Origin of the sequence: Polymorphobacter megasporae, from assembly GCF_018982885.2 — a bacterium.
Classification (GTDB): Bacteria; Pseudomonadota; Alphaproteobacteria; order Sphingomonadales; family Sphingomonadaceae; genus Polymorphobacter_B; species Polymorphobacter_B megasporae.
This window is the reverse complement of the sequence record NZ_CP081848.1, coordinates 3,261,752-3,285,563: the sequence shown is the minus strand read 5'-3', so window position 1 is coordinate 3,285,563 and position 23,812 is coordinate 3,261,752. Positions and strand designations below refer to the sequence as shown.

19 protein-coding genes are annotated in these 23,812 nt (G+C 66.7%); 10 read left to right on the top strand and 9 right to left on the bottom strand.

The features are described from left to right. Positions 1-121: 121 nt before the first annotated feature. The 5 genes from KTC28_RS15375 (at position 122) to odhB (ending at position 8,426) form a co-directional block, all read left to right on the top strand. Complete coding sequence (locus tag KTC28_RS15375; protein ID WP_216708008.1) at positions 122-1,945, top strand: putative bifunctional diguanylate cyclase/phosphodiesterase; 1,824 nt, start codon at positions 122-124, stop codon at positions 1,943-1,945. A 74-nt stretch (positions 1,946-2,019) separates the two neighbouring features. After that, positions 2,020-3,219: an ADP-forming succinate--CoA ligase subunit beta gene (gene sucC, locus KTC28_RS15370; RefSeq protein ID WP_216708007.1), complete on the top strand. Its 1,200-nt coding sequence runs from the start codon at positions 2,020-2,022 to the stop codon at positions 3,217-3,219. Between the two features lie 4 nt (positions 3,220-3,223). Further along, positions 3,224-4,099 (top strand): succinate--CoA ligase subunit alpha, encoded by an 876-nt coding sequence (sucD, locus tag KTC28_RS15365; RefSeq protein ID WP_216708006.1) that lies wholly within the window; start codon positions 3,224-3,226, stop codon positions 4,097-4,099. 80 nt (positions 4,100-4,179) lie between these two features. Then, a complete protein-coding gene (locus tag KTC28_RS15360) occupies positions 4,180-7,032 on the top strand; it encodes a 2-oxoglutarate dehydrogenase E1 component (protein ID WP_216708005.1) in 2,853 nt (950 codons plus the stop codon). 50 nt (positions 7,033-7,082) lie between these two features. Then, positions 7,083-8,426, top strand: coding sequence for a 2-oxoglutarate dehydrogenase complex dihydrolipoyllysine-residue succinyltransferase (gene odhB, locus KTC28_RS15355; RefSeq protein ID WP_216708004.1), 1,344 nt, complete (start codon positions 7,083-7,085; stop codon positions 8,424-8,426). Here odhB and KTC28_RS15350 read toward each other — a convergent pair. After that, positions 8,380-9,363, bottom strand: a complete 984-nt coding sequence (locus KTC28_RS15350) for a mechanosensitive ion channel family protein (protein WP_216708003.1) — start codon at positions 9,361-9,363, stop codon at positions 8,380-8,382. The genes odhB and KTC28_RS15350 overlap by 47 nt on opposite strands. A gap of 101 nt (positions 9,364-9,464) precedes the next feature. Here KTC28_RS15350 and lpdA point away from each other — a divergent pair, with 101 nt between their 5' ends. Next, complete coding sequence (gene lpdA, locus KTC28_RS15345; protein ID WP_216708002.1) at positions 9,465-10,859, top strand: dihydrolipoyl dehydrogenase; 1,395 nt, start codon at positions 9,465-9,467, stop codon at positions 10,857-10,859. A 10-nt stretch (positions 10,860-10,869) separates the two neighbouring features. Here lpdA and KTC28_RS15340 read toward each other — a convergent pair whose 3' ends face one another. Further along, positions 10,870-12,060 carry a cation:proton antiporter gene (locus KTC28_RS15340; protein ID WP_216708177.1) on the bottom strand — a complete coding sequence of 397 codons (1,191 nt, stop codon included), beginning with the start codon at positions 12,058-12,060 and terminating at the stop codon, positions 10,870-10,872. A 474-nt stretch (positions 12,061-12,534) separates the two neighbouring features. On the opposite strand from KTC28_RS15340, the gene KTC28_RS15335 reads away from it, so the two are divergent. Continuing rightward, positions 12,535-13,161: a trimeric intracellular cation channel family protein gene (locus KTC28_RS15335; protein ID WP_216708001.1), complete on the top strand. Its 627-nt coding sequence runs from the start codon at positions 12,535-12,537 to the stop codon at positions 13,159-13,161. 179 nt (positions 13,162-13,340) lie between these two features. On the opposite strand, the gene KTC28_RS15330 is transcribed toward KTC28_RS15335, so the two are convergent. Further along, a complete protein-coding gene (locus KTC28_RS15330; protein ID WP_216708000.1) occupies positions 13,341-14,624 on the bottom strand; it encodes a c-type cytochrome in 1,284 nt (427 codons plus the stop codon). Between the two features lie 100 nt (positions 14,625-14,724). Between KTC28_RS15330 and fliD the strand changes: the two genes are divergently transcribed. Further along, a complete protein-coding gene (gene fliD / locus KTC28_RS15325; RefSeq protein WP_216707999.1) occupies positions 14,725-16,185 on the top strand; it encodes a flagellar filament capping protein FliD in 1,461 nt (486 codons plus the stop codon). A gap of 10 nt (positions 16,186-16,195) precedes the next feature. Then, positions 16,196-16,630, top strand: a complete 435-nt coding sequence (locus KTC28_RS15320) for a flagellar protein FliS (protein ID WP_216707998.1) — start codon at positions 16,196-16,198, stop codon at positions 16,628-16,630. A 1-nt stretch (position 16,631) separates the two neighbouring features. Here KTC28_RS15320 and KTC28_RS15315 read toward each other — a convergent pair whose 3' ends face one another. Then, positions 16,632-17,642 carry a sigma-54 interaction domain-containing protein gene (locus KTC28_RS15315; RefSeq protein WP_216707997.1) on the bottom strand — a complete coding sequence of 337 codons (1,011 nt, stop codon included), beginning with the start codon at positions 17,640-17,642 and terminating at the stop codon, positions 16,632-16,634. 191 nt (positions 17,643-17,833) lie between these two features. Between KTC28_RS15315 and KTC28_RS15310 the strand changes: the two genes are divergently transcribed. After that, positions 17,834-18,685: a MarR family winged helix-turn-helix transcriptional regulator gene (locus KTC28_RS15310; RefSeq protein ID WP_216707996.1), complete on the top strand. Its 852-nt coding sequence runs from the start codon at positions 17,834-17,836 to the stop codon at positions 18,683-18,685. On the opposite strand, the gene KTC28_RS15305 is transcribed toward KTC28_RS15310, so the two are convergent. The 5 genes from KTC28_RS15305 to pdxH all read right to left on the bottom strand — a co-directional run bounded on the left by KTC28_RS15305 (position 18,600) and on the right by pdxH (position 23,771). Continuing rightward, a complete protein-coding gene (locus tag KTC28_RS15305) occupies positions 18,600-19,604 on the bottom strand; it encodes an alpha/beta fold hydrolase (RefSeq protein WP_255602070.1) in 1,005 nt (334 codons plus the stop codon). The two genes, KTC28_RS15310 and KTC28_RS15305, sit on opposite strands and share 86 nt — an antisense overlap. A gap of 26 nt (positions 19,605-19,630) precedes the next feature. Continuing rightward, positions 19,631-21,016 carry a cytochrome P450 gene (locus KTC28_RS15300; protein ID WP_216707994.1) on the bottom strand — a complete coding sequence of 462 codons (1,386 nt, stop codon included), beginning with the start codon at positions 21,014-21,016 and terminating at the stop codon, positions 19,631-19,633. 452 nt (positions 21,017-21,468) lie between these two features. Continuing rightward, positions 21,469-22,263, bottom strand: coding sequence for a PhzF family phenazine biosynthesis protein (locus tag KTC28_RS15295; protein ID WP_216707993.1), 795 nt, complete (start codon positions 22,261-22,263; stop codon positions 21,469-21,471). 3 nt (positions 22,264-22,266) lie between these two features. Then, complete coding sequence (locus tag KTC28_RS15290) at positions 22,267-23,196, bottom strand: cation diffusion facilitator family transporter (protein WP_216707992.1); 930 nt, start codon at positions 23,194-23,196, stop codon at positions 22,267-22,269. Beyond that, the gene (gene pdxH / locus KTC28_RS15285) at positions 23,193-23,771 is read right to left on the bottom strand and encodes a pyridoxamine 5'-phosphate oxidase (RefSeq protein ID WP_216708176.1); all 579 of its coding nucleotides are present in this window, start codon (positions 23,769-23,771) and stop codon (positions 23,193-23,195) included. Before pdxH ends, KTC28_RS15290 begins: the two co-directional genes overlap by 4 nt. Between the last annotated feature and the right edge of the window lie 41 nt (positions 23,772-23,812).

Here is a 23,812-nt window from a genome sequence, read left to right as displayed (position 1 = left end):
GTCTTGAATGGTACGATAGCTAGGTTCAAGGATTTGCGTGACCACCCCCAACAGCCGTTCGGCCGGGAGATGATTGCAAGTTCACAGGTTGCTTTACGTACCGCGTACGTTCGGAGGAATTGTGCCGCTTACTAGGTTGCAGGAAAAGGCGCGGCTCGCTGCACTGTACAAGTACGATGTCCTCGATACACCGGCTGAGGCATCGTTCGACCGGATCAGTCGCGCTGCTGCCGAGATCTGTTCGACCCCGATGGCGTTGGTGAGCCTCGTCGACGACGATCGCCAATGGTTCAAATCGAATATTGGCGTTACGGTTTCGGAAACCCCGCGCGCAGTTTCATTTTGCACGCATACCGTGGATCGCGGCGAGCTTCTTGTTGTTCCGGACGCTTCGGTCGACCCGTTGTTCTTCGACAGCCCATTCGTGGCTGGCGAGATGTCGTTACGCTTCTACGCGGGGGCACCGCTGACGACACCCGATGGACATTGTATTGGTGCGTTGTGTGTCCTTCATACGGAAAAGCGCGACGAAGGACTGTCGCCAATTCAGGCGCAGATGCTCGAAGCCCTCGCGGCGCAGGTCGTCGTCGAGCTCGAGCTGCGGCGCTGTGTGGCACAGCTCCAGTGGTCGGCGCATCACGACGCGCTGACCGGGCTCGGCAACCGGGTGTACTTTCACAAGCAGCTCGACGCGCTGCTGGCCAGGCAGATCGGGCGCGATCCGCCGGCCCGGGTTGCCCTCGCACTGCTCGACCTCGACCATTTCAAGCAGGTCAACGATGCTTACGGCCACGACGCCGGCGATGCCCTCCTCAAGGTCGTCGCGGCGCGGCTCGACGATTTTCTTATGCCCGACGAGATGGCAGCGCGGCTTGGCGGCGACGAATTTGTCCTGATCCTGCCCAACTGCGGCAGCGACTTCCTCGTCGAGCGGCGATTGGCCCAGCTCATCGAAAAGCTGCGCGAACCTTATGTGTTCGAGGGGCGCCAGCTCGACGTGTCCGCGAGCATCGGCGTCGCGTGCTCGCCGCGGGCGGGCCGGGACAGCAAGACCCTGCTCAAACACGCCGATATCGCGATGTACCGGGCGAAGGCGGCGGGACGGAGCGTTGTCTGGATGTACCGGCGCGCGCTCGGCGATGATGTCGAACGGCGGGTCGAGATCTTCAACGTCGTCCGCGCCGCGATCCGCAGCGGCGACATTTTTCCGTATTATCAGGCACAGTTCGACCTTGAGACTGGAGCCATCATCGGCTGCGAGGCGCTTGCCCGGCTGCGCGACAGCACCGGCAAGATCCGCCTTCCCGCCGAGATCGAGGAGGCGTTCGACGATTTCGACCTCGGCGTCGGGATCGGCGTCTGCATTCTCCGGCGGGTCGTCAAGGACATCCGCGGCTGGATCGACCAGGGCATCGACGTCGGCCATGTCTCGATCAACGCGTCGGCAGCCGAGCTGCGCCGCGTCGATTATGCCGACGCCATGCTCAACACCCTTGCGGAGGCGGGCGTGCCGCCGGCGTATCTCCAGGTCGAGGTCACCGAGAGCGTCTTCCTCGGGCGCGGGTCGGAGCGGGTCGAGGAGACGTTGAACGCGCTCAACGCTGCGGGAATCGCGATCGCGCTCGACGACTTCGGCACCGGTTTCGCCTCGCTGTCGCATCTCAAGCGGTTTCCGGTCGATATCATCAAGATCGACCGCAGCTTCGTCTCGAACGTCGAGGACAATGACGACGACGCGACGATCGTTGCGGCGGTGATCGGGCTCGCGCGCAACCTGGGGATGAAGATCGTCGCCGAAGGGGTCGAGACTGCCGGACAGGCGGGAATACTGCGCGGCCTCGGCTGCCGCGTCGTCCAGGGCAACCACTTCAGCCGCCCGGTAACCGCGGACGCCTTGACCCGGATGCTGGAGGCGGACACCGCCGTCGACGCGGCGCGTAGTTAAGCTCCGCCTTGCGGTCGGCCGACGGGCATTCCATAGAGCGGTGCGTCTAGCATCTGCCGGGGAACACCGCGCCAATGAACATCCACGAATATCAGGCGAAGGAACTCCTCGCCAAATTCGGCGTCGCCATTCCGGCGGGCTATGCCGCGATGTCGGTCGACGAAGCGGTCGCGGCCGCCGGCAAGCTCCCCGGGCCGCTGTACGTCGTCAAGGCGCAGATCCACGCTGGCGGGCGCGGCAAGGGCAAGTTCAAGGAACTCGGTCCCGATGCCAAGGGCGGCGTCCGGCTGGCGAAGACGCTCGACGAGGTCCGCGCCGCGGCGAACGACATGTTCGAAAACACGCTCGTCACGATCCAGACCGGCGAGCACGGCAAGCAGGTCAACCGCCTGTATGTCACCGACGGCGTCGACATCGCCCGCGAATTGTATCTCGCGCTGCTCGTCGACCGCCAGTCGAGCGAGATCGCGCTGGTCGCCTCGACCGAGGGCGGCATGGACATCGAACACGTCGCCGAGCACACGCCCGAGCGCATCCACACCTTCATGGTCGACCCCGCCGCCGGCATCCAGCCGCACCACGGGCGCAGCGTCGCCTTCGCGCTCGGCCTGACCGGCGACCTCGGCAAGCAGTGCCAGAAGGTCGTCGCGCAGCTGTACGACATGTTCGTGTCGACCGACGCGGCGCAGGTCGAGATCAACCCGCTCGCAGTCACCGACGACGGGAAATTGCTCGTCCTCGATGCCAAGGTCGGCTTCGACGACAACGCGATGTTCCGCCACCCCGACGTCGCCGAACTCCGCGACTTCACCGAGGAGGACCCCGCCGAGGTCGAGGCGTCGAAGTACGACCTCAGCTACATCAAGCTCGACGGCACGATCGGCTGCATGGTCAACGGCGCCGGCCTCGCGATGGCGACCATGGACATCATCAAGCTCAACGGTGCCGAGCCGGCGAACTTCCTCGACGTCGGCGGTGGCGCGACGACCGAGAAAGTGACGGCGGCGTTCAAGATCATCCTCAGCGATCCGAACGTGAAGGGCATCCTCGTCAACATCTTCGGCGGAATCATGCGCTGCGATATCATCGCCGAGGGCATCATCGCCGCGGCGAAGGAAGTGAATTTGAGCGTGCCGCTGGTCGTTCGCCTCGAAGGCACCAACGTCGAGCTGGGCAAGAAAATCCTCGCGGAGAGCGGCCTGCCGATCATCAGCGGCGACAATCTCGGCGACGCAGCGGCGAAGATCGTCGCCGAAGTGAAGAAGGCGGCCTAATCCCATGAGCATTCTCGTCAACGCCGCCACCCGCGTCATCTGCCAGGGCTTCACCGGCAAGCAGGGGACGTTCCACTCCGAGGCGGCGATCGCGTACGGCACCAAGATGGTCGGCGGCGTCGCTCCCGGTAAGGGCGGCTCGACCCACCTCAACCTGCCGGTATTCGACACCGTGCTCGAGGCGAAGGAGCGCACCGACGCCGACGCCAGCGTGATCTACGTCCCGCCGCCGTTCGCCGCCGACGCGATCCTCGAGGCGATCGACGCCGAGATCGGGCTGATCGTCTGCATCACCGAGGGCATCCCGGTGCTCGACATGGTCAAGGTCAAGCGCGCGCTGTCGGGGTCGAAGTCGCGGCTGATCGGGCCGAACTGCCCCGGCGTGATGACCCCGGGCGAGTGCAAGATCGGCATCATGCCCGGCAATATCTTTATGAAGGGCTCGGTCGGCGTCGTCTCGCGCTCGGGAACGCTGACCTATGAGGCGGTCCACCAGACCACCGCGGTCGGGCTCGGCCAGACGTCGGCGGTCGGCATCGGCGGCGATCCGGTCAACGGCACCGACTTCATCGACGTCCTCGAACTCTACCTCGCCGACCCCGCGACGACGTCGATCATCATGATCGGCGAAATCGGAGGAGCTGCGGAAGAAGACGCCGCCGAGTTTATCCGCCTGAACAAGGTCAAGAAGCCGATGGTCGGCTTCATCGCCGGTCGCACCGCTCCCCCGGGCCGCCGCATGGGCCACGCCGGGGCGATCGTCGCCGGCGGCAAGGGCAAGGCCGAGGACAAGATCGAGGCGATGCGCGCCGCCGGGATCCGCGTCGCCGATTCACCCTCGGCGCTGGGCACGACGCTGATCGAGCTGCTGCGGGGTTGAAGCTCCGTCATGGCGGGGTGACATACGGTGACCCCGCCGTTATGACCCCTCGCGCGGGCGACAATCCGAGGACGTGACCAATGGACTATGAGGGCGGAATTCCCGCGGCCAGCGACATGGCCGGGCCGTCGTGGGCGCGCGCCGATTGGCCGCCGCAGCCGACCGATGTGCTGACGCTGGCGCTCGATGCATCGGGGATCGACCTGCCGCCGAAGGCCGCGAAGCCCGCACCCGGCAAGCCGGCAACGGCAGCGCCGGCCAGCGCACCGGCCGCACATGCACCGGCTCACGACGCCGCCGCGATCGAGCAGGCCGCGCAGGACTCGATCAGCGCGATGATGCTGATCCGCACCTATCGCGTCCGCGGCCATCTCGCGTCGAACCTCGATCCGCTCGGCCTGACCAAGCGCGAACTGCCTGCCGACCTGACGCCCGAATATCATGGCTTCAAGGAGGCCGACCTCGACCGCGAAATCTTCCTTGGCGGTGCCTTGGGCATGGAACGCGGCACTGTCCGCGAACTCGTCTCGATCCTGCGCGCGAACTATTGCGGCAATGTCGGCGTCGAATACATGCACATCAACGACGTCGAGGAGCGCCGCTTCATTCAGGAGCGCATCGAAGGGCGCGATAAGGAAATCCAGTTCAGCGAGCTGGGCAAGAAGGCGATCCTCAACAAGCTGATCGAAGCCGAGCAGTTCGAGCGTTTCCTCGGCAAGAAATACGTCGGGACCAAGCGCTTCGGTCTCGACGGCGGTGAATCGATGATCCCGGCGATGGAGTCGATCATCAAGATCGGCGGCCAGAACGGCATCAAGGAAATCATCTTCGGCATGCCGCATCGCGGGCGGCTCAACATGCTCGGCAACGTCATGCAGAAGCCGTTCCGCGTCATCTTCCATGAATTCGGCGGCGGCTCGGCGAACCCCGACGACGTCGGTGGGTCGGGCGACGTCAAGTATCACCTCGGCACTTCGACCGACCGCGAGTTCGACGGCAACAAGGTCCACCTGTCGCTGACACCGAACCCGTCGCACCTCGAAGCCGTCGATCCCGTCGTCCTCGGCAAGGTCCGCGCGATCCAGACCGTCCGCGGCGACGACGACCATGGCGAAGTCCTCCCCGTCCTGATGCACGGCGACGCCGCGTTCGCGGGGCAGGGGATCGTCGCCGAGTGCTTCGGTTTCTCAGGCCTCACCGGCTACAACACCGGCGGGTGCATCCACTACGTCGTTAACAACCAGATCGGCTTCACCACCAGCCCGCAGTTCGCGCGCTCGTCGCCGTACCCGAGCGACGTCGCCAAGATCGTCCAGGCGCCGATCTTCCACGTCAACGGCGACGACCCCGAGGCCGTGACTTTTGCCACCAAGGTCGCAACCGAATTCCGCCAGCAGTTCAAGCGCGACGTCGTCATCGACATGTGGTGCTACCGCCGCTTCGGCCACAACGAATCCGACGAACCGAGCTTCACCCAGCCGCTGATGTACGCTGCGATCGGCCACCATCCGCCGGTCAGCGAGCTGTACGCCAAGCGCCTGATCGCCGAGAATGTCGTCGACGAGGCATGGGTCGCCGACAACATCGCGCAGTTCACCAACCGCCTCGAAGGCGATTTCGCCGCCGCGACCGGGTACAAGGCGAACAAGGCTGAATGGTTCGAGGGCCGCTGGTCGGGCCTCGGCAAGCCGAAGGAAGAAGTCACCGGACGCCGCGCCGCCGAAACCGGCGTTGCCACCGACGACCTCCGCACCGTCGGCACCGCGCTGGTTACGGTCCCCCCGGCGTTCACCGTCCACAAGACGCTCGCCCGCATTCTCGACGCCAAGGCTTCGACGATCACCACCGGCGAGGGGATCGACTGGGCGACCGCCGAGGCGCTGGCGTTCGGCACGCTGTTGCAGGACGGCTATGGCGTCCGCCTGTCGGGACAGGATTCGGGGCGCGGCACCTTCTCGCAGCGCCACTCGGTCTGGGTCGACCAGGTCGACGGCAGCAAATACACGCCGTTAAAGTCGATCGACGCGAAGTTCGAGGTGCTCGACTCGCCGCTGAGCGAGTTCGGCGTCCTCGGTTTCGAATACGGCTATTCGCTCGCCGATCCAAAGACGCTCGTGCTGTGGGAAGGCCAGTTCGGCGACTTCGTCAACGGCGCGCAGGTGATGATCGACCAGTTCATCGCGGCGGGCGAGGCGAAGTGGCTGCGCGCGACGGGGCTTGTCATGCTCCTGCCGCACGGCTTCGAAGGGCAGGGGCCCGAGCATAGTTCGGCGCGGCTCGAACGCTTCCTCCAGCTCTGCGCCGAGGACAATATGCAGGTGGCGAACTGCACGACGCCGGCGAATTATTTCCACCTGCTGCGGCGCCAGATGATGCGCGATTTCCGCAAGCCGTTGATCGTGATGACGCCGAAGTCGTTGCTACGAGCGAAGCGCGCGGTGTCGAGCCTCGCCGACATGGCGGCGGGATCGAGCTTTCACCGCTGCCTCGACGACATCAACCCGGTCCCCGACGCGCAGGTCCGGCGGCTCGTATTGTGTTCGGGCAAGGTCTATTACGACCTGCTCGAAGCGCGCGAGAAGAACGCCCGCGACGACATCTACATCCTGCGTGTCGAACAGCTCTATCCGTTCCCGGCAGACGTTATCGCCGACTATGCCGCGCGCTTTACCGGCCTCGAAGAGGTCGTCTGGGCGCAGGAAGAGCCGCGCAATGCCGGGGCGTGGAGCTTCGTCGCGCCGCTGATCGAGGATGCGCTCGAAAAGCGCCCGGCCTATGCGGGCCGTGCTGCAGCGGCGGCGACCGCGACCGGGTTGCTCAAGCGGCATAATGCCGAGCAGGCGAAGCTGATCGCCGAGGCGCTCGGCGCGACGCGCGGCGAAATCACCGCCGCGATTCGCGGCGGCCTGAAGTCGGTCCAGGCGGCCGAGTGACGCCGCGCGGCACCATATTCTCATTCGACGGCATTGTTTGGAACTAGATCATGGCAACCGACGTCACCATCCCCGCGCTGGGTGAATCGATCACCGAGGCGACCGTCGGCGAGTGGCTCAAGGCCCCCGGCGACGCGGTCGCGGTCGACGAGCCGATCGTCAGTCTCGAGACCGACAAGGTCGCGGTCGAAGTGCCGTCGCCGGTCGCGGGCACGATGGGCGAGCAGTTGTTCAAGGTCGGCGACACCGTCAACGTCGGCGCGCTGATCGCGCGGATCGAGAGCGGGGCAGGAGCTGCGGCGCAAATGGCGGCACCGACCCCGGCGGTCGTCGAGAGCGTCAAGCCTGCCGCGACCGCGTCAGCAAAGGCCGAGCCGAGCAAGGCCGAAACGCCCAAGCCCGAGACCAAGGCCGACGCGCCCGCTCCAACCGCTGAGCCGCTGCCGTCGAAGACCGCCCCCGCCGAACCGGCCCAGGCTCCAGCCGCGGCAGCGCATGACGAGATGGAGGCGATCGCCCCCGCCGTCCGCCGCCTGCTCGGTGACTATAACCTCGACCCGGCGTCGATCACCGGTACCGGCCTCGATGGCCGCCTGACGAAGGGCGACGTTCTCGCGGCAATCGAGGCAGGTACCGCGAAGGTCATCGGCAAGCCCGCCGCCGCCGCTCCGGCTGCCGCCGCTGCTGCGCCCGAGCGCAAGGAGGAGCGCGTCCGCATGACCCGCATCCGCCAGACGATCGCGCGGCGGTTGAAGGAGGCGCAGAACACCGCGGCGATGCTGACGACGTTCAACGATGTCGACATGACCGCGGTGATGGCGGCGCGGACCAAGTACAAGGATCTGTTCGAGAAGAAGCACGGCGTCCGCCTCGGCTTCATGTCGTTCTTCGCCAAGGCGGTCGTCCTCGCACTGCGCGACATCCCGTCGGTCAACGCCGCGATCGAGGGCGATGAGATCGTCTACCGCGATTACGCCGACCTCGGCATCGCGGTGTCGTCGCCGGGCGGGCTCGTCGTGCCGGTCCTCAAGGACGCCGACAAGCACAGCTTCGCCGACATCGAAAAGGCGATCGGCGACTTCGGCCGCCGCGCGCGCGACGGCAAGCTGACGATTGCCGACATGCAGGGCGGCACCTTCACGATCACCAACGGCGGCGTCTTCGGCTCGCTGATGTCGACCCCGATCCTCAACACCCCGCAGTCGGGCGTGCTCGGCATGCACCGCATCGAGGATCGCGCCGTGGTCCGCGACGGCCAGATCGTCATCCGCCCGATGATGTATCTCGCGCTCAGCTACGACCACCGCCTCGTCGACGGTCGCGAGGCGGTCACGTTCCTCGTCGCGGTCAAGGACGCGATCGAGGATCCGGCGCGCCTGCTGATCGATCTGTAGCGGCGTCTCCGGACGGCAGTGTCCGGCGCCGGGGCTTCGGCGGGTTGGTGCCGGCGGGCCAGCCCTCGCGCTGCTTCGTCCGGTCGCCGTCGGTTTCCTCGCTCTGGTCGTGGAGCAGGACGACCGTCGTCGGGAACGGCAGGTCGATGCCGTGCGCTGTCGCCGTCTTATGGATCGCGAGAATGACGCGGGCACGAGCGTGGACGACATCGGTCCGCTTCGAGCTGACCCACCAGCGGGCTTTGATGTTCACCGTCGACTCGGCGAGTTCCCACACCAGTGCGTCGGGCGCGGGGTCCGCCAGCACGCCCTCGACTGCGGCGATCGCCGCGACGAAGGTTGCCGCCGTCGCCTCGGGATCATCACCATAGCCGATCCCGATAAGATATTCGTCGCGGCGGTGCGGGAACGCCGTGTTGACGACGACCGGCGAAGTATAGACGTCGCTGTTCGGGATGATGACGCGGCGGCCGTCGTAGGTCTTGATCAGCGTCGCACGACTTTCGATGTGCTCGACCGTTCCTTCGAACCCCTTGACGACGATCTGGTCGCCGCGCCGATATGGGCGATTGACGAGTAGAAGCAGCCCGGCGAGCAAATTCTGTAAGATATCCTTGAAAGCAAAGCCGATCGCCACTGATCCGACGCCGAGCGTTGCGAACACCCCGCCGGGATTGACGCTCGGGAAGACGATCGCAGCCGCGAACAGCACTGCAATGATCTGAATTCCGCCCTTGGCCAAGCTACCGAGCAAATTGCCGAGATCATTGCGCCCGCGCGTCGCCGCGACGCGAGCGATCGCCGATTTGACGAGCCGAGAGACGAACCATGCGATCGCAAGGAAGACGATCGCCGCGACCATATTGGGCAGCAGCAGGAAAAACTCGGCGACGAAGCTGTTAACTTTGGCGGTGATCAGATCGATGGGGGCGCGCATCGTCGGCAAACTGGTCGCGGACGACGTTGGTTCCCCCTCGGGGTAGCGCGACGGGTCCCGACCGCCTATCTGCTGCGGTGCAGCGCCAGCGAGGGTACGACATGGCCGACGACTTCGACGTAGTAGTGATCGGCTCCGGCCCCGGGGGGTATGTCGCCGCGATCCGCGCCGCGCAACTCGGGCTCAAGACCGCGTGCATCGAGAAGCGCGACCGGCTCGGGGGCACGTGCCTCAACGTCGGCTGCATCCCGTCGAAGTCGCTCCTCCACGCATCCGAATATTACGACGAGGCGCGCGGTGGCCACCTCAAGAAGTTCGGCATCACCTTTCCGAGCGTGGATATCGATGTCCCGACATTGATGGGTGAAAAGGACAAGGCGGTCCGCGAACTGACCGACGGCGTCGCCTTCCTGTTCAAGAAGAACAAGGTCGAGTGGATCAAGGGCGAGGGCAGCTTCACTGACGCGAAGACGCTCAAGGTTGGCGACCGCAGCATCACCGCGAAGAACTTCATCATCGCGACGGGGTCGGAGGTTTTGCTCCTCCCCGGCATGGTCCCCGACGGCGAAGTGCTCATCACCTCGACCGAGGCGCTCGCGCTGCCGAAGGTGCCCGAGCATTTGGTGATCATCGGCGGCGGCTATATCGGGCTCGAGATGGGGTCGGTGTGGCGGCGGCTCGGCGCGAAGGTCACCGTCGTCGAATACGCCGACCGTGTCGTGCCCGCGATGGACGCCGAGGTCGGGATCGCCTTCGCCAAGCTGCTGGTCAAGCAGGGCATGGTCCTCAAGACCGCGACCAAGGTGATCGAAGCGCGGCGCGACGGGGCGGGGGCGATCGTCGTCGTCGAACCAGCGAAGGGCGGCGCGCGCGAGGAGATTGCCGCCGACATCGTCCTCCTGTCGATCGGGCGGCGGCCGAACACCGATGGGCTCAACCTCGCCGCGACGGGGCTCAAGCTCGACGAGCGCGGACGCGTGCCGATCAACGCCGACTTCTCGACGAGCGTCGCGGGCATCTGGGCGATCGGCGACGTCGTCCCCGGGCCGATGCTCGCGCACAAGGCCGAGGACGAGGGCATCGCCTGCGCTGAAAACATCGCCGGGCTCAACGGGCTGGTCAACCACGCGGTCATCCCGGCGGTGGTCTATACCCAGCCCGAAGTCGCCTCGGTCGGCCGGACCGAGGAGGAACTCAAGGCGGCGGGCGTCGAGTATAAATCCGGCAAGTTCCCGTTCAGCGCCAACAGCCGGGCGAAGGCGAACCGCGAGACCGACGGCTTCGTCAAGGTCCTCGCCGATGCTGCGACCGACCGCGTCCTCGGCGTCCACATCCTCGGGTCGATGGCGGGGGCGATGATCGCCGAGGCGGCGGCGGTGATGGAGTTTGGCGGGTCGTCGGAGGACATCGCCTACACCTGCCACGCCCACCCGACGCATTCCGAAGCGCTCAAGGAAGCGGCGATGGCGGTGCAGGGCAAGCCGATCCACATGTAGTTTGCCGGGGTCACGGCGTCGCCCGGAAGTAGCGGGCGAGCCGCGGCGTCACGACCGGGATCGTCAGCATCGTGCTGCCCAGCGCCATCAGCAGCAGCGCGGTGAAGATCTCGTTGGTGATGATCGCGCGATCGAGCAGGATGTTTGCGAAGATGATCATGATCAGTGCCTTGGTCTGAAGCAGCCACCCGATGATGGACGCCTCGCCGGGCCGCCACTTGAGCAGGCGTCCGGCGATGTGAACCCCGATCAGCTTGCCTCCTACCGACGCTGCGAGCAACAGCGCGGCGGCCGCGAAGACCGATACGCCGCCGACGTTCCACTGCGTCTTCAGGCCCGTCGACAGGAAAAACACCGGCATCACCGCGAGCAGGACGAAGTGGCGGAAGCGGTCGATCGCCTCGCGGTCGAACCACTTCGCATCGAGCACCGCGCCCGACAGGAAGGCGCCGACCATATAGTGCAACCCGGCCCAGTCGGCGGCGAATCCGCAGCCGGCGAGCCAGATCAGGCTGAGATACCAGCGGTCCCGCTCGGTCGACCGCGCCATGATCCAGCGGAACACAACCGTCGCGACCGCGAAGCCGATGAAGAATCCCGCCTGCCGCCCGACCCGGTTCCAGTCGAGCAGGATCAGCGCGAGGACGCCCCAGATCGCGACGTCGTCGAGGCTCGCATAGCGCAGGACGCGCTGGCCGAACGGCGTCCGCAGGATGTCGAGCTTCTCGAGGAACAGCACGAGGATCGGCAACGCGGTGACCGCGCATGCCATGCCGATGCCAAGGACGACCTGCCACGTCGCCCCCGCCGGTCCGCGCCAGCCGGGAAACTGGAGCATCACGATCGCTGCGAGACTTCCCGCGATCAACGGCATGACGAGCGCGAGACCTGCCGTGGTCCCGGTCTCGCGGCGGCGCTGCCACGCCTCGCCGAGGTCGAGCTCGATTCCAGCAACCCAGACGAACATCATCACCGCCCATGCCGCGATGCCGTTCAATGAGCCGATCGTCGCGGGGGTGAAGATCGTCGCGTAATAAGACGGGGCGGCGGTGCCGAGGACGCCGGGGCCGAGCAGGATGCCGCCGACGATCTGGACGACGACGAGGGGTGCCCAGTAGTCGGTCCGGGCGACCCGCCAGACGAGGTACGGCGCGGTGAAGACGATCAGCAGCGCGAGGAGAAAGACCTCGGTTGGACTCATGTGCATGTTACGATCCCCCCGATGGTAGCGGTAACGTGCAGCGCGCGCGGTGGGAAGGGGGCGAGGTTTGCAGCCGGGGACGCAAGGCTGCGAGTACGCGAGGACGCGAGGCTTAATCAGTGTCATCCCCGCGAAAGCGGGGACCCAAGGTCACGATCGTTGGCGACCTTGGGTGCCCGCTTTCGCGGGGATGACAGTAACTAAGCCTCGCGTCGCGCCTCGCGCCCGCGTGGTCGGCCCTGCTTCCGGTATTCATCGAGCCGCCGTTTCAGGGTCGAAGAAACCGCTGTCCTACACGCCCTGCGATCGTCAGACTCGTGGCATGGCGCTCACCCTCACCCTTCGGAACCTCGCAGACCCTTCAGGAGCCCGACGGGGAGCCGCGTTTCATTCCGACGTGGCGTCAACTTCATCAACTTTGGAATATTGTTGCGCGAAAGAAACGGTCTCGACTCGCGTCGGAGTAGAAGTGGCATGATCGCCGGGTTCGCCGACGTTACCCCCCTGATCGCCGTCCTCGACTATGCCGGGGTCGCGGTATTTGCCGCAACCGGCGCGCTCGCGGCGGCGCGGGCGAAGCAGACCATCGTGACGTTCGTCTTCTTCGCTGCGGTGACCGGGGTCGGCGGCGGCACGCTCCGCGACCTGCTGATCGGCGCACCTGTATTCTGGGTCCATCGCAGCGACTATCTCGGGGTGTGTATCGTTGCCGCCGCGCTTGTCTGGCTGCTCCAGGCCGATCGCTGGCGGTTGCGCACCTTGCTGTGGCTCGATGCGGCGGGAATGGCGGCGTATGCGGTGATCGGTGCGGCGAAGGGCGCGGCGTACGGGGTGCCGCCGGTCGCGCAGGTGGCGATGGGCGTGCTCACCGCGAGCTTCGGCGGGATCATCCGCGACCTGCTGGCGAATGAGCCGTCGGTCCTGCTCAGCCGCGAAATCTATGTATCGGCGGCGGCGCTGGGGGCGGTCGTCTATGTCGTCGGGACGCAGGCCGGGGCGTCGACCTTCGTCGCTGGCGGCGCAGGCGTCATCGCCTGCTTCGGCGTGCGAGCCGCAGCGCTCGGATGCGGCCTGACACTTCCCGGCTACCGGGACCGGTAAAGCGGCGCTGTCCTACACCCATGCCAATGATCATAGTCACACCGTCGAGTCGCCAACGGGCGAGGGAGTGCGCCTTCTCATCGTCAGTTGCCGCGGCGATCACAACAGGTGGCGAGAGCATATCTCGCTGATTCTCGCCGCGGCAATTTCCAAGATACGTTTAGTGTCCCTCGGTTATCTCAGCTGCCACGCTGGGGTTGGACGAGCTTGGCTTCGGCCTTGAGAACATTAGCGCCATACGGCGTCTGGGCGGCGTAGTAGGCTGACACCGCGCCGATCTCGCGATCGGTCAGGTTCTTTGCCACACCAACCATCGGGTTGTATTTGCCCGAGTTACCACGGCCACCGGCACGGAACAGCTTGAGCTGGTTGATCAGATAATCCTCGTTCTGGCCGTTGAGGCGCGGGTAGGCGCGAACATCGGCGTCGGCCAAGGCGTGGCAGCCGCTGCACGCGCCGATCTTGCGATCACGCAGGCCCTGAAGGGCAATCTGCTGGCCGTAGGCAACGTCGGCAGCGGGGACCTGGAAGGTCGCCGCAGCGAGCGACTTCGCCTTGGGCTGGCTCGAATAATACGCCGCAACCTGCTGGATCTGCTGCGGTGAGAGCTGGTCGGCGACGGTCTGCATGTAGGCGCTGTGGCGCTTGCCGCTGGCGAACGAAGTCAGTGCGCTGGCGATATACTGCTGGCTGAGGATCGCGAGGTTGGGGAAGGCCCCGACCGCCCGCCCGGTCCCCGCCGACCCGTGGCAGCGCGAGCAGGTTTCGATCACCGCGCCGGTCTGGCCGAACTGGTCGGGGCCGGTCGCCGGGAAGACATAATGGTTGATGTCGCCCTGCGGGATCGTCGAATTGTGGCTGACATAGGGGCGCAGAACCGGGTCGCTGCCGAAGTCGATCCGGGGGAGGTTGGCGTTGCCGCTGGCGCTCTCGCCGAGCGCAACGCGGCGGTAGATGTCGTACTTCAGGTCGGGCAATGTCTTGACGAAGGCGACCATCGACCAGATTTCGTCGTCGCGAAGCTGGGTCGGCCAGCCGGGCATCGCGCTATACTTGACGCCGTGCTTCAGAACCCAGAAAATCTCCTTATCATTCAAGTCTTTGATCTGGGCGGGCAAATACGGCGGGCGCGGGGTCATCGCGAGCGCGATCGGGTTCTGGCCGGTTCCCGGCGCGCCGTGGCAATTGGCGCAGACGTTGGCGTAATGCGCCGCCCCAAGTGCGACCCGGTTCGGGCTGTTGAGATCGGCCGGTGGGGTCAGGTCACTCGAGTGGAACGAGACCGAGCGGCTGAAGACGAAATGGAGGAACTTCGCCCACAGCTGCGGGTGCGGGGTGGTCGCGGCCAGATTGGGGATGCCGGACAGGACGACGATCGTCGCGACAACCAGCGCGGTAAAGCCGGCAGCGATGAGCGGGCCGAGCCATTGCAGGAGCCGCCGGGGGAAGAGATCACGGAGCATCGGCGAAACCCTTTAATGGTCTCGCTCAAACTGATGCCCGCCAACCCGGTTCCGTAACAGACGCGGCTAAGCCTTGGGTGCGACAAGACGTTAACCTGACATGACCAGCATCCTCACCACGCTCGGGGTTGGATCGGGGCTCGACACGACCGCGCTGATCGACGCGCTGGTCAAGGCGCAGCACGACCCGCGCGACACCGCGCTGACCACGCGGTCGACGGTCAACGACGCGCGCATCTCGGGCGTGTCTCAAGTCAACTCGGGGCTGAGCGGGCTGATCACGGCGCTGTCGTCGCGGACCGTCGGCGGCGCGCTCGGGCCCTTGCCGTCAAGCAGCGATCCGGCGGTGGTCGCCGCGAGCGCGACCAGCGGGGCGACGCCGTTGCTCGACCCGATCGACATCGTCGTCAATGCCCTCGCCGCCGGGCAGACCCTCGTCGCCGGGACGGTCGCGTCACCCGCCGCGCCGGTCGGGCTCGGCACCCTGACGCTGACCTTCGGCACCGCGACGAGCGACGGGCAGGGCGGCTTCGGCTTTGCCGGGGGAACGGCCGCGCCGATCACGGTCACGATCGACCCGACAAACAACAGCCTGACGGGGCTCCGCGACGCGATCAATGCCGCGCAAAAGGGCAACGCGACCGCGGTCGTCGCGAGCATCATCGCCGACTCAACCGGCGCCCGCCTCGTCCTCAAGGGCCCGGGGGGCGCGGCTTCGGCGTTCATCGTCGCCGCCGACCCAGGGGCCAGCGCGGACGGCGTCGCCGATACCGGGCTCAACCGCTTCGTCTACACGCCGGCAGCCAGCACGATGACGGTCGCCGCGACCGCCCATGACGCCTCGCTTACCGTCGACGGGATCGCGATCAAGCGCCCGACGAACCACTTCTCCGACCTGATCGACGGGGTGACGCTCGACCTTCGCAAAGCATCTCCGGGGACGACGGTGACGATCGCCGCGACCCGCGACGGCGACGGCCTGAAGAGCGCGATCCGCGACCTCGTCGCGGCGCTCAACGCGGTCAGCGCGACCGCCAAGGGGCTGACCCATACCGCGACGACGTCGGATCCGGCGGGGGCATTGGTCGGCGATGCAACGATGCGGCGCTTCGAGCAGCAGCTCGCCGCATTGACGTCGAGTGTAACCGGCAGTGTGGCGGCGGGGGTGCCATCTCGGCTGGCCGATCTCGGCATCACAACGGCGCGCGACGGAACGCTAAGCGTCGACGAGACGAGGCTTGGGGCCGCCGTCGCCGCTTACCCCGATGCCGCCGAGAAGATCCTCGTCGGGCTGACCGCCAGCGGCGCGACCAAGGGGGCGCTGACCGCGCTCGCCGCCGACTTCGCTGCGGTGACAAAGACTGGTGACGCCTCGAACCGCTACGCCCGCGAGACGACCGCGATCGCGTCCGAGCGGGCTACCCTCGACGCGCGGATGACGACGTACCGGGCGACGCTGGTGAAGCAATACGCCGCGATGGAGGCCGCCGTCGCCGCCTCCAAATCGACCCAGGCCTTTCTCGACGAGCAGATCAAGGCGTGGAACCAGACGACTAACTGAGGAGACGTCGATGTCGCTTGCCCATGCCTTTGCCCCGCGCGCCAACGTAATGCCGAACCCGGCGGCGGCGATCGCGCGGCGCTACCGCGACGCCGACCTCCGAGATCGTATTGCCGCCGCGACTCCGCACGGCCTTGTCGCGATGCTCTACTCGGGCGGCCGCGAGGCGCTGGCGGCGGCGGCGGCTGCGACTTCCGCTGGCGATGCGGCGGCTCGGGTTGCGGCGACGACGCGGGGCTTGCGGATCCTCGACGCCCTCGATGCCGCGCTCGACCATGGCCGCGGCGGGACCGTCGCGCGGGCGCTGGCCGATGCCTATGCGCAGGTTCGCGCGGTGACAGTCGCCGCGAGTAGCGAGCGCCGCGCCGACCTGTTCGCCGGTGCCGCGACCCAGCTCGGCGAGCTGGCGCGGGCGTGGGGGAAGATCGAAGTCACGGCCAGATAGGTCAGCAATCCGCCGGGCGCTCGATCTGGAGCCGCCGCATCTTCTCGATCAGCGTTGTCCGGCGCAGGCCGAGCAGCCGCGCCGACCCGGCGATGCCGCCCGCAGTTCTGCCAAGGGCGTCACGGATATACGCCTGCTCGACGTCGTCGAGGACCGCCTTGAGGTCGATCGGCTCGCCGTCGCGCCACGGCCCGCGGTCGGGGAGCGGTAGCGTCGTCGGCAGGGCAAGTATGTGCCTCTCACCGTGGAGCAACGTCGCCGCGAGGGTCCGGTCGACCAGCGCGCCGGGGTGGAGGGCGGTTGCCCGAGCGACGAAGTTCCTGAGCTCGCGAACGTTCCCGCGCCACGGCTGGCTGGCGAGATAGTCGGTCGCGCCCGCGGTAAAGCCGACCCGGGGGCGTTCGCTGTTGCGGGCGAAGTGTTCGAGCAGCAGGGGGACGTCGCTCGCGCGCTCGGCGAGGCCGGGAAGGCGGATCTCGACGACTGCCAGCCGGTAGAACAGGTCCTCCCTGAAGCGCCCCGACGCGACCGCCTCGGCGAGATCGACGTTGGTCGCCGCGATCAGCCGGACGTCGACCGGGAAGGCGAGCATGCCGCCGACGCGCTCGACGAGCCGGGTTTCGAGGATACGCAGCAGCTTGACCTGGAACTCGGCGGGCATGTCGCCGATCTCGTCGAGGAACAAGGTGCCGGTGTCGGCGAGCTCGAAGCGCCCGCGACGCGCCTTGGCGGCACCGGTGAACGACCCGGCTTCATGTCCGAAGATCTCGCTTTCGAGGAGGTCGCGGGGGATCGCGGCGCAGTTGATCGCGACGAATGGCTTGGCGGCACGGCTGCTCCGCTGGTGGAGCAGCTGCGCGACGACTTCCTTGCCGCTCCCCGACGGCCCGGTGACGAGAACCGAGACCGACGACGCCGCGAGTTGGTCGACGAGCGCGCGGACCTTGACGATCGCGGGACTCGCTCCGATCAATTCGGCGAGCTTGGTCGGCGGCGACGCAGGGGCTTTCATGGGAAAAGTCCTGTTGGTGACGCAACACTTATGGGCAAACTGCGCTACACACCCCGCAGGTAAAAGCGGCTAGGCAGGAACCTATACTTGCCCGTATAGGCGTAAAGTCATTCTGCATCCGAAATGGTCGGAAAGTACGAACGTTTTCGGCAGCTTGGCGTGCGGTGCGTTTTAGTGGGGATTGACATATTTTGTTAACCGAAAAAGCTGCGGCGTTACGATTCGGCGATGTAACGACGCTGTGCGCGGTGTCTCCGGCATGGGCTGATCGCTACCGCGAGGCGCTTGCCGGGGAGGGGCTTGCGGTCGGCTTCGTCGCCGATGGCGCAGCATTGACGGCGACGCTTGCGGATCATTGGACGATCGATGTCGTCGTCCTCGATCTCGCCCTTGCGACTCCTGCGCTGGCAGCGCGGCTGAGTGCTTCGGGGCCACGCGTGCTTGCCTTCGGCAACCCGGAGCATGCGGGCTTGGCGCTCGCGAGCAACCTTGCAGACTTCATTGCCGAGGTGCCGGCTGCCGCCGACCTCGTTGCCGCGATCCGGGAAGCTGCCGCCGCGCCTAAGGCCGCCGGCGTCGCCGACCGGTCGGACCAGAGTTCGGCGCGGCTCGGGGCGTTGGGAGCCGAAGCCGAGCGGGTCGCGGCGGCACTCGCGCGGCTGATCGCACCGACCGATGCGAGCGACCCGCCACCGGTCGATCCCGGAGCCATTCGCCAGATCGTCCGGGCGCGGCGGGCGCGCGACCGGTATTTCCCTGCCGACATCTTCGCCGACCCGGCGTGGGACATGCTGCTCGACCTGGCCGCCGCGCGTGCCGAAGGGCAGCCGGTGTCGGTGTCGAGCCTGTGCATTGCCGCGTGCGTGCCGCCGACGACCGCGCTCCGCTGGATACGGACGCTGTGCGACGCTGGGCTGTTCGATCGGACCAGTGACCCGCTCGATGCGCGGCGGGCGTTCATCGCGCTGGCCGAGCCGACGGCGCAGGCAATGGCGCGCTATTTGGGGGTGTTTGTCCGGCCGGAGAACCAAGACCAGCGATGAAACCCCCAACGTCGGCCGCCGAGCGGTCGGGCATCTCCTCCATCGGCAAATGGCCGATGCCGTCGTAGATGATCGTGCGGCTCTGGGGCAGGTTGGCGGCGAAATAGGCGGCTGAAGCGACCGGGATGAAGCGGTCGTCGCGGCCCCACAGGATCAGGACAGGGGCGTCGATCCGGGCAAGGTCGGCCGGGCTGACCGACGAATAGCCCTGCGCGAAGCGGTCGAGCGTCGCCGCGCGATTGCCCGGGTAGCGCAACAGCTCCCAATAGCGGTCGATCATCGCCGGGGTCATCACCGCCTTGTTCGATACCGCCCCGGCGAACGATGCCGCGATCAGCGAGCGTGGGGTGATGCTGCTGGCGATGTCGCGGATGATGGGGGCGCGGGCGATCCGCAGCGCGAGCGGGGTGTCGCGGGCGCCTTCGGGGTAAAGCGCGCCGCTGGCATCGACGAGGATCAGCCCGGCAATGCGGTCGGGATGATCGGCGGCATAGCGCGCAGCGACGCCGCCGCCCATCGAGTTTCCGGCGAGGACGAAGCGCGTTAGTCGGCGGTTGGCGACGACCGCCGCGAGCACCTTGGCATAGGCAGACTGGCTATATTGACCGTCGGGGGCGGGGCCGGTCAGGCCGTGAGCGGGTAAGTCAAAGCTGATGATCCGGAAGCGGTCGCCGAGACGCGCGACCCATGGCTCCCACGTATGGAGCGAAGCGTTCGAGCCGTGGAGCAGGACCAGTGGGACGCCGTCATGCTTGCCCTCGTCGCGGAGGTGAACGGTCAGCCCGGGCATGACCTCGATGAACTGCGACGCGGGCGAGGCGTACTTCGCCCGGAGTGTTGCGACGGGTATGTCGGGGACGCGGAAGACCAGCCACGCGACCACCGCGACGGCGATCAGCGCCGCCACGATCCATGCCACGATACGCAACCCGCGACGCGCCGCCACTAGAGCCGTTCGAGGCGGATCGGCAGGCCGTCCTTGGGCTTGGGGATCGGGAACATCTGAAAATCGCAGACATATTCCGGATCGACGACGACACGGCACTCGCTCAGCAGCGTGTAGAAGAACGACTTCATCTGCATGTAGGCGAAGTGCAGTCCGATGCACATGTGCGCGCCCCCACCAAACGGCACCCATGCGTATTTGTGGCGGCCCTTAGAGCGGTTGTGGCTGAAGCGCGACGGGTCGAACGTCTCGGGGTCTTCCCAATATTCGGCCATGCGGTGGGTGTACATCGGGTTGACCCCAACGTGCGTCCCCCCGGGGATGGTGAAGCCGTTGAAGGTGAAGTCGCGGAGCGCGCGGCGCGGGACCGACGGTACCGGCGGGAGCAGCCGCAGCGCTTCCTTGAACGCCCACTCGGTCTGTTCGAGCTCGCCGAGGCGGTCGAACGGCAGCTCGGGTCCGGCGGTGGCGCGGACCGCCATGATCTCGGTCCGCAGCCGGTCCTGCCACTCGGGGTTTTTCGCCAGATAATAGATCGTCGAGGTCAGCGACGACGTCAGCGTGTCGTGCGCCGCCATCATCAGGAAGTTCATATGGTCGATGATCTCCTGGTCGGTCAGGAGGTCGCCGGCGTCGTTGCGGGCGTTGCAGAACTGGGTGAAGAAGTCCGCGCCGGTCGCGCCGCGGCGCTTGGGGATTTCGCGGGCGAAGAACTTCGACATGAACTTGTGGCCCTTCACCCCGCGGCCCATCGCGGTGAACGGCAGGGGGACGCGGACGATGCCGATCGACGCCGCGACCATGTCGACGAACGCCTTGTTGATCGCGTCTGCCTCCGGGCCCCACGCGATGCCGAGGAACGAGGTGGCGGCGAGGTCGAGGGTCAATGCCTTGATCGCGGGGTAGAACTTGAACTCGGTCCCGGTCGGCCAGCCGGCGATGCCGCGCGCGATCCCGCTGTTGAGCGCACCGAGATAGTGGCGCATCGGCTCGGGCTTGAACGCGACCGACAGCGTTTTGCGATCGGCGCGGTGGTGGTCGAAGTCGAGCAGCATCAGCCCGCGCGGGAAGACGCGGCCGAGGATCGGGGTCCAGCCGAGCTCGGACGAGAAGTTCTTGTCCTTGTCGAACAGCACCAGCTCGTTGGCGTCGGGCCCGATCAGTCCGACGTTCCAGCCGCCGAAGTTGTTGACCCGGTAGACCTTGCCGAAGTTGGCGACGTTGGCGGTGACCCCGGCGAGAGGGTCCTTGAGGAACTCGATCGTGCGGAGGAGCGGCAGCGGATGCGGCTTGAGCCCAGGCAAATGCGACAGTTCGGCGTAGGTCGGGAGGTGGAGGTCCTTGTCGGCGGGGACAAAGGTGCCGGATTTGACGGGGGCGTTCATCGGGTCGGCTCCTCGAGTTTTACGGAGTGATGATACGCAGCTTCACGGACCTACGCAACGGGGTATGCGCGGCCCGGCAGGTAATTGATTCGGCGCAGGCCGCAGTCGCCAAAGGTTACACAAGTCCATAGAACGACCAGGTTTTTCACGGTCGCGCCGCTCCGAAGGTTACACAAGTCCACGGAACGACCAGCTTTTCAGCATTTGCGCCGCGGCTCGTGGAGTGGCGGAGCGAGGCTGGAAGCTCGGGGATGGGGAGGAGCGGGCACATCTTTCGACGCTATGCCGAAACGCACGCTGTAGGACAGGCTTGGTGTGCGGCCTTCAACGCGAGCTATATTTGCTTGAACCGTCATCCCCGCGCAGGCGGGGACCTATCACCCACACTGTCGGGGCGATGGGTCCCCGCCTGCGCAGGTATGACGGCTAAAATGCGGAGCTCACGGCGCCCGCTAAAGAATGAACACGCCTTCGATTACCTCGACGCACGTCCCGCCGAGGATCACCCGGTCGCCGTCGAGGCGGCACGCGACGTGGCCGCCGCGCGCGCTCGCCTGATACGCGGAGAAGGCGTTACGACCCAGCCGGTCGGCCCAATACCCCGCGATGACGCAGTGCGCTGATCCGGTGACGGGGTCTTCGTCGATCCCGGCGCTCGCGGCGAAGACGCGGCTGACGACGTCGGTCTTGGTCCCGGGCGCAGTCGCGATGACGAGCGTGTCGGCGATCGCGCGGAGGGCGGCGAAGTCGGGAGTCAGTGCGCGGACCGCCTCCTCGTTCTCGAGGACGAGGACTGAATAACCGTTGTCGCGCCACAGCGTTGCGACCGGCGAAACGCCCAGCGCCGCTTCGATGTCAGGACGGCGCTCGCCCAGCTCGGCGCTCCATGACGGCAGGTCGAGCCGCAGCGCCGCGCCGTCGCGGGCGACGGTCAGTACGCCCGCCTTACGCGTCGCGAAGGTCACTGCCGACCGGCTGCGGTCGCGCATCAGCGCCCAATGCCCGCTCGCCAGCGTCGCGTGGCCGCACAGCGCGACTTCGACCGTCGGCGTGAACCAGCGCAGGTCGTAGTCGGCGACACCATCGGTCCGTGCGACGAGGAAGGCGGTCTCGGCGATGTTGTTCTCCGCCGCGATCGACTGGCAGGTCGCGTCGTCGAGCGCGGCGTCGAGGATCATCACCGCTGCCGGGTTGCCGCTGAACGGGCGGTCGGCGAAGGCGTCGATCTGGTGGAACGGGATGCGCATCGGTCAGGCCCTCAACACTTGCGGCCGGTCGTAATGACCGAGCGGATCGATATGAATCATGATCTCTGCGCCGGGGAAGGTCGTGGCGACATCGGCCTCGATCTCGTCGACGATGTCGTGGGCGCAGCGGACGCTCATCTCGGGTGAGAGCCAGATGTGGAACTGAATGAAATCAACGACGCCGCTGCTGCGGGTGCGGAGCTCGTGGACGCCGTCGACCTGCGGGTGGCGCGCGACGACGCCGAGCAAAGTCTGGCGTTTCTCGTCGGGCCATTCGCGGTCCATCAGCATGTCGAGCGCGGCGCGGGCGGACGTGATCGCACCATAGGCAAGGTATAGCGCGATGCCGATGCCGAACACCGCGTCGGCGCCGTGGAGCCCCGCGAACGCCTCGAGCGCGAACGCGGCGATGACCGCGAGGTTGAGCAGCAGGTCGGATTCGTAATGGACCTGGTCGGTGACGATCGCGATCGACTGGGTCATGCGGACGACGTGGCGCTGATAGGCGACAAGGCACAGGGTCAGCGCGACCGCGACGACCGACACGCCGATGCCGACATCGGCGCGCTGCGGAGGGGTTCGCGTGCCGATCTCCATCGCCGCGCGCACACCGATTGCGACCGCCGAGCCGAGGATGACGAGAGTCTGCATCAGCGCGGCAATCGCCTCCGCCTTGCCGTGGCCGAAGCGATGATCCTCGTCGGCAGGCTGGCCTGCAAGCCAGACGGCGTAAAGCGTGACACAGCTCGACAGCAGGTCGAGGCCGGTGTCGGCGAGCGAGCCGAGCATCGCCACCGACCCCGTTGCCGATGCCGCCCACGCCTTGAGCACGAGCAGGACGGTCGCCGACGATACCGAGGCGATCGCGGCGCGGCGAGTAAGGGTCGCGCGTGAAGGCGCGCTCGCGTTCGGAGAGGACGAGACCGTACTCATGGGTACAGCATCCCGGTCGTCCAGCCGTCGCCGCTGCGCGTGTAGAGCGTGCGCTCATGATGGCGGAAGTCGACGTCCTGCCAGAATTCGATCTGCTGGGGAACGACGCGAAAGCCCGACCAGCGCGCCGGGCGGGGGACGGCGGTGCCGTCGTACTTCGCCGTGGCATTGGCGAGTTTCTCGCGGAAGACCGCGCGGTCGGGCAGCGGGCGCGACTGGTCCGAGGCCCATGCGCCAAGCTGCGAATCGCGGGGGCGGGTGTCGAAGTAGGCGTCGGCCTCGGCGTCGCGGACAAGCTCGGCGCGGCCGTCGACGCGGACCTGCCGCCGCAGCGACTTCCAGTGGAAATCGAGATGGACCGCGGGGTTGGCCGCGATTTCGGCGCCCTTGCGGCTATCGAGGTTGGTGTAAAAGACGAAGCCGCGCTCGTCCCACGCCTTCATCAGGACCACGCGGACCGATGGCCGTCCGTCGGGCGTCGCCGTCGCCAGCGCCATCGCGTTGGGGTCGTTGACCTCGGCTGCAGTCGCGGCGGCAAACCAGTCGGCGAAGATCGGGAAGGGGTCGTGCAACATCGCCGCAGGTGTAAGGCCCGCGGCGATGGGGAGCAACCGGT